We start from the raw sequence: 12,781 nt of genomic DNA on the forward strand, positions 1-12,781 counted from the left end.
TGGTGTGACGGCGCCGGAACCATCACAAAGGAGAAATCGAATGACCACGCCCCCGCAACCGACCTCGGCGCTGATCACCGGCGGCAACAAAGGACTCGGCCTCGAGACTGCCCGACGACTCGGCGAACGAGGCTGGACGATCTTCCTCGGCTCACGTGACCCCGGACGAGGACACGCAGCCGCCGACCAACTGACCGCACGCGGCGTCAACGTGACCATGATCCCGCTGGACGTGACCTCGGACCAGTCCGTGGCAGACGCCGTCGGCCTCGTCCGCCAGCACACCGACCGGCTGGACGTACTCGTCAACAACGCCGGTGCCGCAGGCAACATCGTCACCCCCGCAGAGGTAACGGTCGCCGAAGTTCACTCCGTCTACAACACCAACGTCTATGGCCCCATCAGGGTCACCAACGCGTTCCTGCCCCTGCTACGAGTGACCGACAACCCACGAGTTGTGATGGTGTCCAGCGCCATTGGATCCATGACGATCGCGACCGACCTCACACAGCCCCCCACCAGATTCCACGAGCTCGCCTACAGCTCCTCCAAAGCAGCCCTGAACATGATCACCATCAGATACGCCAAAGCCCTCCCGGAGATCAAATTCAACCTCCTCACCCCCGGAGAGATCGCCAACGGCAAATACACCGCCACCGACATCAACAATCACACCGGCCAACTGACCGTCACCGAAGGCACCGACCCGATCATCGAACTCGCGACTATCGACGCCGACGGACCGACCGCGACCTTCATCGACCGCCTCGGCCCCATTCCCTGGTAACCGGTCCCTCACCCGCACTGTGCGCACCCCGCATCGACGGAGTGCGCACAGCGAACCATCCACTGCCAGTGGCTATCCAAACGGTCTTTGCAGTTCGTCCGTCCGGAACCCTCGTCATTCGAGGCCCTGATCGAATGAACCGACAAGCACGGCCCTGCCGATCGCAATCGGGCTGAGACGCTCTCGTGCAACGCACGCACATGCCGCGTGTCGCGCTGACCGAACCGGCCAGTGCGCCACCTCGAAAGACCAACGGGGCCAAGTCACCTGGTGCTGGCCGAACGCGCCATCATGCCGATTGCGGTCGTTTTCGGTGCAGCACTCGAACGGTGACCATGGAGGGGTGATCCGCATCACTGGCTGGTGCTGTCAGGAATTCGGGAGCTGTCTCGTTCAAGGAGCACGCGAACCAGACAGGAGCGAATCATGAAGCACCGCATCGTCGTCCTCGGGGCCGGATACGCCGGAGCCTTCTCCGCCGCATTCCTGGCACGCCAGCTCCACGCCGACGACTTCGAGATCACCGTCGTCAACGCCGAACCCGATTTCGTCGAGCGGCTGCGCAACCATCAACTCGCCGCCGGGCAGGATCTTCGCCACCTGCCACTGACGGAGGTGTTCGCGGGCACCGGGATTCAGCTTCGGCTGGCTCGGGTCATCAATGTCGATCCCGAGCACCGGACGGTCGAGGTCGCCGACGGCGAGGGCATCGGCCAGATGGCCTACGACACGCTCGTCTACGCGCTCGGCAGCACCGTCGCCGATCACGGCGTCGCGGGCGTCGCCGAGCATGCCTTCCACGTGGCCGCCCGGCCGGATGCGCTGCGCCTGCGTGCCCGTCTGGATGAGCTGGGCGAGAACGGGAAGGTGCTGGTGATCGGCGGCCACCTGACCGCTATCGAGGCCGTCACCGAACTCGCCGAATCCCGTCCGGGACTTCGGATCAGCCTCGTCACCCGGGGTGAACTGGGCGCGTCACTGGGCCCCAAGGCCCGCCGTCACCTGCTGCGCACCTTCGAGCGGTTGGGCATCACGGTTCACGAGCACACCGCAATCGAGCGCGTCGAGCAGTCGGGCGCGGTCGCCACCGACGGCACCGTTTTCACCTCCGACGCGACGGTGTGGGCCGCCGGTTTCGCCGTCCATCCGATCGCCGCCGCCAGCGGCCTCACGGTGGAACCCAATGGCCAGATCACGGTAGACCAGCACATGCGATCGGTCTCGCACCCGGATGTCTACGTTGCCGGTGACAGCGCCTACGTCATCGGCGACAACGGCCTGCCGATGCTGATGTCGTGCGCTACCGCGGGAACGACCAGCAGGCAGGCGGCCGCCGCGATCGTCGGGCACCTGACCGGCCGCAAGATCGCAATTTCCGCGCAGGCGTATCACGGCAACCACATCAGCCTCGGCCGCAAGGACGGGCTCTTCCAGTTGGTAGATGGTGAGGCGCAACCGAAGTCGGGCGCTATGACCGGTGGGATGGCCGCGCGGGTCAAGTCGGCAATCCTCTGGGGATCCGTCTGGGGCCTGACGCACCCGAACTTCGGAAGGCCGGACCACAAATACCGCTTGGCCACCACCCGAGAGCGCGGCGTGGTTCCCGCATAGAGCCCTGCCGATCGGCACTGCCACCGTGATGCGTTTCGAGGCCAGCCGGAATCGGCTGGCCTCGCTCGCCTACCGTCTGCTCGGCTCGGCCGCCGACGCCGAGGACACCGGCCTCTTATCGTCCGCAACCCAGAGAAGCTCACGCCCATCGAATCCGGGACCCCTACTCACTGCGTTGAATACCGGTCACGGCCCCACCGTTCGAGGAGTAGACATGACCACGCTGACGCCGCTCATCACCGACGCGCTTCCCACACGATGGCCGACGGTGGCCCGAGCAGTCGTCCTGCTCACGGCGATCACCGGCGTACTACTCGTCGCCTTCGCCTGGCCGTCGGTGCGGGCGTCGGTGCACGATGTGCCGATCGCCGTCGCCGGGCCCGCTCCCGCGGTCGCGCAGATCCGCACCGCACTCGAGCAGCGTCTGCCGGGCGGGTTCGCGATCAGCGAAGTCGCCGACACCGCCGCCGCCGAAAAACTCATCCGCGACCGGCAGGTGTACGGGGCGATCGACCTCAGCACCGGCACGCCGAATGTCATTCTCGCCTCCGCCGCCAGCACCGCGGTCGCCCAGACCTTGCAGAGCATGGCCACCGGCCTCGGCCGAGCGGGCAGCACCGGCACCCCGGTCGCTGTGCGCGACCTCGCCGCCCTGCCCGCCGAGGACCCCCGCGGCGCGGGCCTGGCCGCAGGCGCACTGCCGCTGGTCATGGGCGGTCTGCTGGCCGCAGTGCTGCTGATCAGGCTCGTCCACGGCACCGGCCGCCGAATCGCCGGGGCACTCGCCTTCGCGGCCACCGGCGGCCTGACCGTGGCAGCGATCCTGCAATTCTGGTTCGGCTCGCTGAGCGGGTCCTACCCGGGCAACGTCGGCGCTGTCGCCCTGACTATCGCGGCCACCTCCCTGACCGTTCTCGGGCTCGAATCCCTGCTCGGCATCGCCGGAATCGGGATCGGCGCCGTCGCCATGATGCTCATCGGCAACCCACTCTCGGGCACCGCGACCGCACCCGAAATGCTGCCCGGCTGGTCCGGCACACTCGGCCAGCTACTACCCCCCGGCGCCGGTGGCCGACTGCTGCGCTCGACCGCCTTCTTCGACGGCCGCGGCGCCACCCAAGCCATCACCGTCCTGGTCGCCTGGATCGCGCTCGGTGCAGCGCTCTGCCTGGCTGGTGGCCTGCGCGCAAGCCGGGCCGCCAACTCTGCATAAAGTCATGCCTATGCTCATGGACACCGCCACCGTGGCGCGTTTCGAAGCCAGCCGGAATCGACTGGCCGCGATCGCCTACCGTCTACTCGGCTCAGCCGCCGACGCCGAAGACACGGTGCAGGACGCGTTCCTGCGATGGCAGGACGCCGACCGCGAGTACATCGAGGTGCCCGAAGCCTGGCTGACCAAAGTCGTCACCAATCTTGCCCTGGACCGGCTCCGGTCGGCGAAGACGCGACGCGAACGCGCAGTCGGCGCCTGGATGCCCGAACCACTGCTCGACGGCGACCCGATGCTGGGCCCGGCAGATACCGTCGAGCAGCGCGAATCGGTGACCCTGGCGGTACTGACGCTCATGGAGCGACTCTCGCCCGTCGAACGAGCCGCCTACGTACTACGCGAGGCCTTCGCCTACAGCCACGCCGAGATAGCCGCGATTCTCGGTATCACCGAGTCCGCGAGTCAGCAACACACCCACCGAGCCCGCCGTCGAATCGCCGTCGCTCGCAACAGCACTGACATCGACCCCGTCTCCGCGCGTCGAATCGTCGAGGCGTTCGTCGATGCCGCCTCCTCGGGCCGGACCGAACGACTGCTCGCGCTGCTGACCGACGACGCGACCGGCATCTCCGACGGCGCCGGCCTCGGGCTGGGACTGGCCGAGACGCTGGTCCGGTACTCCACCCCGCAGCGGCTCGCCGACGCGATGCGGGCCTTCAAACCGTCTCCGGCCAAACGCAAACTCGTCGGCGGCTCGCCTTCGATCCACGCCACCGTGGTCAACGGCTGCCCGGCCATGCTCGTCACGCTCGACGACCGGGTCGTGGGCGTCACGATCCTGGAGATCCGAGACGACAAGATCGCAGGCGTGCGCGGCATGACCGACCCGGACCGGCTCGCTCGCCTCACCGAGCAATGGCAGCGGCGCGAGCACGAGGTCCCGCTGATCGAATCGTGGTAGCGCCGTTCGGCATTCGATCTTGTGTTCGTTCGTCTGTTCCTGTCGAACGATTCGGCGAGCGCCGCGGCCAGTCGGCAATGGGTTCGAACGCACCATAGTGCCGCATATCGGTTGTTCGGCAGCCCGAAAAGTGCTGTACAGCAGCTTATCTCACGCCGCCACAGTCAAAGGGGTGCGGTATCGTTCGTTGCCGCCTTTGACGCCATCGAGAACGGTGGCTGTTCGAACATCAACGTGTCGCCTGTTGCGGCGGTCATGCCAGGCTGGTGACCGTATTCGTGGTCAGCCGCAAGGCGACCTGCACGGTACGACCCATACCGGAAGCTTGACGCGAACTTGCCTTCAAGTAGGACAGTGGACGCATGACAACTCCGATCAACACCGTTACCCGGTGGGGCGAACTTGCGGTTCGTGGCGTCCGTCATGATCCGCCTGATGCCGACAAGATCGCGAAGGTGCTCGTCGAACTGGCGCGAGAACAGATGGCCGACAAGCCACGTCGTCGTGACGACCGCACCGCGATCGGTAGCGGGAGTTCACCTTCGCCGCCCCGCCGGTCCACGCCGAGGCGGGCACGACAACTCGATCAGGACCACATCCAGATGCTGATACACGACTATGTCGCTGGCGCAACGACCTACGAACTGAGCAACCGATTCGGTGTCGACCGCCGCACCATCAGCGCCATCCTGCATCGGCACGACGTGCCGATTCGCCGACGCGGCCTGTCCCCCGACCAGACCGACGAGGCGATCCGCCTCTACCGTCTCGGTTGGTCCCTGGCACGAGTCGGGAAACACTTCACCGTCGATCCGGCCACCGTGTTGAATCGTCTGCGCGAGCGTGGCGTCCGCACCCGCGACACACACGGGCGGCTCGGTCCTGACATCAATCCATGATGACCAGGTGAGACCGCACTTGCGACGAGCATGGCTCGCGGTCGCGGTAATGAAAGAGTGCCTTCCGACTTAATCAACACCGCGCCGGAACGAAAACACACCTTGGGGGCCAACTAGAACAAGAAAACAGGCGCTGACCAGGAGATATGTGACACCCAACCGAAGCTGGTCTCAAGGCTGAAAGACAGCAAAACCCCTGATCAACAGCACTATTCATGTCAATTTGTGGAGCTAAGGGGAATCGAACCCCTGACCTTCTCGATGCGAACGAGACGCGCTACCAACTGCGCTATAGCCCCGTGCGGCTCCGGGGAACCGCGCTGTGACACTGTATCAGGCGGGGTGGGCAGACTCCGAATCGCGTGGGTGACCTGGGCGGATGGGTCAGGCGCCTGCGGCGCGGCGCATGTCGCCGGTGCCGCGGCGGAGGGCGCGGGCGGTGGCGGGGTCGAAGGTTTCCAGGTGGTCGAACATGGGGTCTTCGTCGTCCGCCTCGATGAGGGCAGAGCGGCGGCGCAGGGCGCGGGCGGTGTCACGGTCCATGACGCGCTGTTGGGCGCGCTGCTCGGCCTCGCGTTCGGCCTCGACGTGCTCGCCGCGACTGCGGGCCAGGCGAGCGAGGCGACGGCGGCGGATTTCCTCCTCCATGCGGACCTGCTTGCGTAGGTACGCCAGGTAGGTCACCAGGACGAGCGCGGAGCCACCGCACCCCCACCAGAACATGGGGCTCAGCGCCACCGAGAGTCCACCGGAGGCGAGGGCGGCCAGGACGAGGCCGAGCACCGCGCGCTGGCGGAAGGTGTAGCGGGCCGCGCGCGCGATGGCGTCGGCCTCCGGGTCGAAGCCGCCGCGGCCGCGCCGGGTCGGCACGAAATCCAAGTCGTCGGAGTCGGATTCGTCGAATCGGGCGGGCGTCGCCGTCCGGGCCGGGGGGATTCGGGCACCGGTCGATTCGGTGTGCTCTAAAGCCACCCGGTCATCATCGGCGGTCGCCCGTTGCTTCGCAGCCGTTCGGGCCGTTGCGATTTCGGCATCATCGGAATCGGCGGCGTCGAGTTCTTCGGCTTCGTTGTCGAATTCACCGTCCGCACCGTCGAATTCGTCGTCCGTGTCGTCGATTTCGGCATCGGATACCGTGGATACCGCCGACTCGGCTTCGGGCGGGTTGTCCGCGGGATTGTCGTCCTCGGTGACCTGCTCGTCGGCCGGTGGGGTCATCCGGTCCTCCGCATCATCGCTGTGGGAAAGCTTTCTCTGCACTCGGGTCGGCCGGTAATCCGGATCGCTGTCGTGTCCGGCGGCCGGGCCACTCTTGGTGCGCCGCTTGGAACCTCCGCGGTGCAATACGCGGGTCGCCAACGCCGCGTCGGTCGTCTGCCTGATCCTGGGGTGCCGGTCGGCGAGGATCGGGAACAGCACGAAGACCCAGAGCACGACCAGGCCGATCCATAGGATCGAATTCGGCATCTCGCCTCTGCACCTCCGTCCCCGCCGCATCGTCCGCTCGGCCTTTCGACCGGGTCGCACCGCGCCCCGTCGCGGTGCGTTCGCTCGCCGCAAAACGCCTCGGACGGACGGAACGTCCGGCCGCCGTGAGGTGTATTCGGCACTGCCTCACAGGCTGATTGCCGGTGGCGCGGGACGCACCTCCGACGTCCGTAGGTTAATTCCGTGGCGCACCAAGTTCGGTCAGGCGCGCCGTGCACATACGCCACACCTGTCACAGTTCCACCATTTTCGCCGCGCGCCGAAGCCATCCGGGCGCGTCGAAAACAGTACGACCGTACAGGTATTTCAGGGCAGCGTGGCCCGACCATCGCGCACCAGTCGATCGATGACGGTCCCCGCCACCTCCTCGACGGTGATGCCGACCAGCAGGTGATCGCGCCAGGCCCCGTCCACGTCGAGGTACCGCTTCAGCAGCCCCTCCTCGCGGAACCCCACATTGCGCAGAACCGCTTGACTGGCCAGGTTTTCCGGCCGCACGGTCGCTTCGACCCGATGTAATCCGACCGGCCCGAAGCAATGGTCCAGCCCGAGCGCCAATGCGGCCGTCGCCACGCCCTGACCGCCCAAATCCTTGGCGACCCAATAGCCGATCCACGCCGAACGCAGTGCGCCGCGCACGATATTGCCGACGGTCAGCTGCCCGCTGAACGCGCCGTCGACCTCGATCACGAGCGGAATCATCGCACCGCGCCTGGCCTCGGCCTTCAGACTCGACCACAGCGACGGCCAGTTCGACACGTGGTTGCGCGCCTCCCAGGCACCGCGCCCGGTCGGCTCCCACGGCTCCAGATGCGCCCTGTCGCGCAACCGGATCCGGCTCCATACCGCCGCATCGCGCAACCGCACCGGACGCAATGTCACCTCCCCGGCAGCGACGCGCACCGGTCCCAGATGCGCGGGCCAACCGGGATGCTGCGTGACCCGGAACACGTTCATCGTCTCCACGTCTCAGCCACGCTGTGCGAGAAATGCGACCCGGACCTCGTCACCGGTCCTGATCTCGGTGTCGTCCGGGTCGATCACGATCAGACTGTTCGCCTCGGCCAGCGTGGCGAGCAGATGCGACGAACCCCCCGCGCCGCCGCCCAGCGGCTGCACCAGGTAGTCGCCGGTGGCCTCATCGCGCATGAGTTGCGCGCGCAGGTAACCCTTGCGTCCGGCCATGGAGGTGATCGGGGTGATCGTTCTGGCACGGATGATCCGGCGCATGGGATGTCTGCGCCCCAACGCGATTCGAATCAACGGCCGCACCATGACCTCGAAAACCACCAGAGCGCCAACGGGATTCGACGGTAGGAGAAAAGTCGGCACCTCATCGCGCCCGAGCCGCCCGAAACCCTGCACGGAGCCGGGATGCATGGCGACCCTGGTGATTTCGAGCTCACCGAGACCTTCGAGTGCCTCGCGCACCTGCTCGGAGGCCCACCCGCCGATGGCGCCCGCGATCACCACGACCTCGGAGCGAACCAGCTGCCCCTCCACCACATCGCGCAGCCGCCGCGGATCCGAACTCACGATGCCGACCCGGTTCACATCCGCGCCCGCGTCGCGCGCGGCGGCGGCCAGCGCATAGGAATTCACGTCGTAGACCTGTCCCGGTCCCGGCGTGCGATCGATATCGATCAACTCGCCACCCACCGAGATCACCGACAGCCGTGGGCGCGGATGCACCAGCACCTTGTCCTGACCGACCGCTGCGAGCAGACCGACCTGCGGCGCACCGATGATGGTGCCGGCGCGCACCGCGACGTCGCCGGGCTGCACATCGTCACCGATGCGCCGGACATAGTCACCGGATCGCACCGGCTCGTACACCTTGATCCTGGCCCGGCCGCCATCGGTGAAATCCAAGGGCAGCACGGCATCGGCCAGCGTCGGCAGCGGCGCACCGGTATCGACCCGCACCGTCTGGCGCGGCTGCAGTCGGATCGGCTGCTTGGAACCGGCGACCACCTCGCCGACCACCGGCAGCGTCAAATCGACGAGTTCGCCGTTCTCATTGCGAATATCGGTGCCCGCGGCGGACACATCGACGCTGCGCACCGCGTAACCGTCGATCGCGGCCTGATCGAAGCCGGGCAGCGGCCGCTCGGTGACCACATCCTCGGCACACAGCAGGCCTTGCGCCTCGGAGATCGCGACCCGGACCGGCCGGGGCGCGACCGCCGCGGCCGTCACCTTGATCTGCTGATCCTCAACCGAGCGCATCCAGCCCTTCCTGATCTCTGTCGCACCGACCGATTCCGCGACCGCGCAACCGAACCCGCGCGACGAAGATGAACCATCATTCGTACCCGACGGTCCACTATCGGCGAAACCCGACGCCCGCGCCTATCAGTCGTAGGTCGTCAGCTGTGGGTCCCAGTCCGCACTGAGCCGATACTGCAGCCACTCCCGCAGGGCGGGGCCGTATTCGTCTCGTTCCAAAGCGAAATCGACCGCAGCACGAAGATAACCGCCCGGGTTGCCCAAATCGTGGCGCGACCCACGGTGGACCACCACATGGACCGGATGGCCCTCCTCGATGAGCAGTGCGATCGCGTCGGTGAGTTGCAGCTCGCCACCCGTGCCCGGTTCGATCCGGCGCAGCGCGTCGAAGATGGCGCGGTCCAACAGGTATCGGCCCGCGGCCGCATAGGTCGACGGTGCGTCCGCGAGCGCGGGCTTCTCCACCATCCCGTTGACCCGCAGCACATTCGGGTTCACCGCATCGGGCACCGGCGCGACGTCGAAGACACCGTAGGCGCTGACCTGTTCCTTGGGAACGTCGATGGCGCACAACACAGTTCCGCCGCGCTTGCGCCGGACCCGGCTCATCACATCGAGCACGCCGCACGGCAACACCAGGTCGTCGGGCAGCAGTACGGCGATGGCGTCCTCGTCGTCATCGAGGGCGCCCTCGGCTTGGGCGACGGCGTGGCCGAGGCCGAGCGGCTCGTCCTGGACCACCGAGGTGACATCCAGCAGCGCGGGCGCCTTGCGCACCTTCTCCAACAGGTGGAACTTGCCGCGCTCGGCGAGCGTGCCCTCCAGCACCAAGTCCTCGACGAAGTGTGCGACCACACCGTCTTTACCCGGCGAGGTCACGATGACCAGCCGCTCCGCACCGGAATCGGCGGCTTCCGTCGCGACCAGTTCGATGCCAGGAGTGTCCACCACCGGCAGCAACTCCTTGGGCACGGTCTTGGTCGCGGGCAGGAACCGCGTCCCGAGTCCGGCCGCGGGCACGACGGCCGTGCGGAAACACGACACGACCGCGCCATTCGCGGATTGTCCGGCCTTTGCTGTCATACGCCTACCCTATCCATCCGTCACCGGCCCGAAGCGGCCATCACGCCGACTCGGGTCCCGGTGAGCTTAAGGTGATCACCGTGGAGATGCCCGGCGAGCGTGACAAACATGCCTGGCGGGCGGAAATAGGTGCTCGACGGGCCGCGATCACCAGCGTCGACCAGGAAAACGAGGCGCGTGAGCTGGCCCACAGTGTCGCCGAGCTGGACGTCCCCGAATGGGTGTGCGCGTATGTGCCGATGCGCGGTGAACCCGGATCGACGGCGATGCTGACGGCTCTACGAGCGGCAGGCGCCCGGGTGCTGCTGCCGGTCACCGGACCGCCGGGACCGCTGCAATGGGCCGAGTTCACCGGCATCGATGACCTGCGGCGCGCCAGATTCGGACTGCTGGAACCCGTTGGCGAAGTGCTGGCCGATGCGATCGCACTGGCGGAGCTGATCCTGGTCCCCGCGCTGGCAGTGGATCGCCGCGGTGTTCGGCTCGGCCGCGGCGCCGGGTACTACGACCGGACGTTGCCCGCAGCCCGACCGACAGCGCGGCTGATCGCGGTGGTCCGCGATGACGAACTGCTCGACCGGCTCCCCGAGGAACCACACGATCTGCGCATGGGCTGGGCCCTCACACCGCGCGGCGGACTGCATCGATTGGGTGGCGATGAGCATGCGGAATGAAATGCCGATTAGCGGTGTTGGCACTGTCGGCTGTAGAGTGCCAGATTGACGAACCATGCGGAGGATCCAGTGCCAACTTATTCATATGCGTGCACCCAGTGTGACAACCGCTTCGACATCGTTCAGTCCTTCACCGATGAGGCGCTGAGCGTCTGCTCGGAGTGCTCGGGCAAGCTGCGCAAGCTCTTCAACTCGGTCGGCATCGTGTTCAAGGGCAGCGGTTTCTACCGCACCGACAGCCGCGGTGGCTCCTCGACCGCCAGCGAGCCCGCGAAGTCGGACAGCGGTGCCGGCAGCTCCGCGTCGAGTTCGGATTCCGGTTCGGCCAGCAGCTCCAGCACTACCAGCACGGCCGTCGCCAGCTGAGTTTCCCCTGATAGAAGCAGCCCTGTGGGAGTTATCCCCAGGGCTGTCGTTATCCACAGGGCACGGCTTTCTCGGGCGAGTCGCGGTGCCGATGACCATACGCTCCGAGCATGGCTCCCCTGGGCATCATTCCATCGGGCAAGGCCCGATCCTTCGCCGATCTCGGTCGCAGCGACTCGCTGTGCTCGGCGATCTGGAATAGGGCAAGTTGGAATAGACCGCCCTGGGCGAATGCGCTACTCGCCCGCCGCCTGCTCGCAGCGGCACTCACTGCACTCGCGATCGTCCTTTTCCTGCGCGGCGATCCCGGCAGTGCACGCACCGAGGTCGTGGTCGCCGGACGCGATCTACCGCCGGGCCATCTGCTCGAGGCGACCGATCTACGCTCGACACCTCGGGAATCCGGCACACTGCCCGCGGGCGCGGTCGCCGATATCGCCGTCCTGGTCGGCGCGACCCTGACCGGCGGGATGCGCACCGGCGAGGTATTCACCGATCTGCGCATCGTCGGACCGCGACTTGCGGCGGTCGCCACCGGCGCGGGCGATGCCCGCATCGTGCCCATCCGGCTGGCCGATTCCGCGGTCGCGGAGATCCTGCGGGCTGGTGACCGGGTGGATGTCATCGGGGCCGAGGAACAGAGCGGTCCCAGCACCCGGCCGGTCAGGCTGCTGGCGATCGACGCCGCGGTCGTACTGGTATCCGGCCCCGGTGACCGGCGCGGCGCGCCCGAGCGCGTGGTACTGGTCGCGATGGACGCCGAACACGCCACCACGGTTGCCGCCGCCTCGCTGCGCACCGCGCTTACCGTTGTCTTTCATTGACCGGAGTTCGCCGAGAATTTGCCATCAAGGTCAACTAGCATCGGTCGATACGGCAGCCCGAACCGCCGAGCACAACGAGTCAGCTCCCACCCGAAGAGGAGATATCGGCAATGCTCAAGGGTTTCAAGGATTTCCTACTCCGCGGAAACGTCGTCGACCTCGCAGTAGCCGTGGTGATCGGTACCGCGTTCGTCGCGGTCGTCACCGCGTTCACCAATGGCATCATCAACCCGCTTCTCGCCGTCTTCGGCGAACGGGATGACCTCGGCCTCGGTTTCCAGTTGATTGCTGATAGACCGGCAACCTTCGTGCAGGTGGGTCCGATCATCACCGCGGCCATCAACTTCGTGGTCATCGCGGCGGTGCTGTACTTCGTGCTGGTGCTGCCCGCACTGCACGCGAAGAAGCGGTTCGGCACCACCCCGGACACCAAACTCAGCGATTCCGAGGTGCTGATCCAGATCCGCGACCTGCTCTCCGACAGCCAGCGCAGCGCGGGCGGACGTCACGAATTTTGAATCGAATTCCCTGCCCGACAAAAGAAACAGGAATTCTGCTGCGCCACAATCACATACGGTAATTCCCTGCGCCACAAGGCAAACGGGCCCGTCGCATGCGCGACGGGCCCGTTCACATAATTCGAGCG

General features: G+C 66.7%; 13 protein-coding genes and 1 tRNA gene. 9 read left to right on the forward strand and 5 right to left on the reverse strand.

The window, feature by feature from the left end:
* Positions 1-40: 40 nt before the first annotated feature.
* From OIE68_RS26640 to OIE68_RS26660, 5 genes are all read left to right on the forward strand, one after another.
* A complete protein-coding gene (locus tag OIE68_RS26640) occupies positions 41-787 on the forward strand; it encodes an SDR family NAD(P)-dependent oxidoreductase (protein ID WP_327093821.1) in 747 nt (248 codons plus the stop codon).
* Positions 788-1,213: 426 nt separating this feature from the next.
* A complete protein-coding gene (locus tag OIE68_RS26645; RefSeq protein WP_327093822.1) occupies positions 1,214-2,398 on the forward strand; it encodes an NAD(P)/FAD-dependent oxidoreductase in 1,185 nt (394 codons plus the stop codon).
* A gap of 214 nt (positions 2,399-2,612) precedes the next feature.
* Positions 2,613-3,611, forward strand: a complete 999-nt coding sequence (locus tag OIE68_RS26650) for a hypothetical protein (protein ID WP_327093823.1) — start codon at positions 2,613-2,615, stop codon at positions 3,609-3,611.
* 10 nt (positions 3,612-3,621) lie between these two features.
* Entirely contained in the window at positions 3,622-4,572 is a 951-nt protein-coding gene (locus OIE68_RS26655) for a sigma-70 family RNA polymerase sigma factor (protein ID WP_327093824.1), read from the forward strand.
* 362 nt (positions 4,573-4,934) lie between these two features.
* Positions 4,935-5,471, forward strand: coding sequence for a hypothetical protein (locus OIE68_RS26660; RefSeq protein WP_327093825.1), 537 nt, complete (start codon positions 4,935-4,937; stop codon positions 5,469-5,471).
* A 226-nt stretch (positions 5,472-5,697) separates the two neighbouring features.
* On the opposite strand, the gene OIE68_RS26665 is transcribed toward OIE68_RS26660, so the two are convergent.
* From OIE68_RS26665 to OIE68_RS26685, 5 genes are all read right to left on the reverse strand, one after another.
* A tRNA-Ala gene (locus tag OIE68_RS26665) sits at positions 5,698-5,770 on the reverse strand.
* A gap of 85 nt (positions 5,771-5,855) precedes the next feature.
* Positions 5,856-6,938 carry a gephyrin-like molybdotransferase receptor GlpR gene (gene glpR, locus OIE68_RS26670; protein WP_327093826.1) on the reverse strand — a complete coding sequence of 361 codons (1,083 nt, stop codon included), beginning with the start codon at positions 6,936-6,938 and terminating at the stop codon, positions 5,856-5,858.
* A gap of 327 nt (positions 6,939-7,265) precedes the next feature.
* On the reverse strand, positions 7,266-7,916 hold the full coding sequence (locus tag OIE68_RS26675) for a GNAT family protein (RefSeq protein ID WP_327093827.1): 651 nt from the start codon (positions 7,914-7,916) through the stop codon (positions 7,266-7,268).
* Positions 7,917-7,928: 12 nt separating this feature from the next.
* A complete protein-coding gene (glp, locus tag OIE68_RS26680; RefSeq protein ID WP_327093828.1) occupies positions 7,929-9,188 on the reverse strand; it encodes a gephyrin-like molybdotransferase Glp in 1,260 nt (419 codons plus the stop codon).
* 126 nt (positions 9,189-9,314) lie between these two features.
* A complete protein-coding gene (locus tag OIE68_RS26685; RefSeq protein WP_327093829.1) occupies positions 9,315-10,271 on the reverse strand; it encodes a UTP--glucose-1-phosphate uridylyltransferase in 957 nt (318 codons plus the stop codon).
* Positions 10,272-10,357: 86 nt separating this feature from the next.
* Here OIE68_RS26685 and OIE68_RS26690 point away from each other — a divergent pair, with 86 nt between their 5' ends.
* The 4 genes from OIE68_RS26690 to mscL all read left to right on the forward strand — a co-directional run bounded on the left by OIE68_RS26690 (position 10,358) and on the right by mscL (position 12,653).
* Positions 10,358-10,945 carry a 5-formyltetrahydrofolate cyclo-ligase gene (locus OIE68_RS26690; RefSeq protein ID WP_327101817.1) on the forward strand — a complete coding sequence of 196 codons (588 nt, stop codon included), beginning with the start codon at positions 10,358-10,360 and terminating at the stop codon, positions 10,943-10,945.
* A 69-nt stretch (positions 10,946-11,014) separates the two neighbouring features.
* Entirely contained in the window at positions 11,015-11,311 is a 297-nt protein-coding gene (locus tag OIE68_RS26695; RefSeq protein ID WP_327093830.1) for an FmdB family zinc ribbon protein, read from the forward strand.
* A 110-nt stretch (positions 11,312-11,421) separates the two neighbouring features.
* Complete coding sequence (locus OIE68_RS26700) at positions 11,422-12,135, forward strand: SAF domain-containing protein (RefSeq protein ID WP_327093831.1); 714 nt, start codon at positions 11,422-11,424, stop codon at positions 12,133-12,135.
* A 110-nt stretch (positions 12,136-12,245) separates the two neighbouring features.
* Positions 12,246-12,653, forward strand: coding sequence for a large conductance mechanosensitive channel protein MscL (gene mscL, locus OIE68_RS26705; protein ID WP_327093832.1), 408 nt, complete (start codon positions 12,246-12,248; stop codon positions 12,651-12,653).
* Positions 12,654-12,781: the final 128 nt, after the last annotated feature.

This window comes from Nocardia vinacea (genome assembly GCF_035920345.1).
GTDB lineage: Bacteria > Actinomycetota > Actinomycetes > Mycobacteriales > Mycobacteriaceae > Nocardia > Nocardia vinacea_A.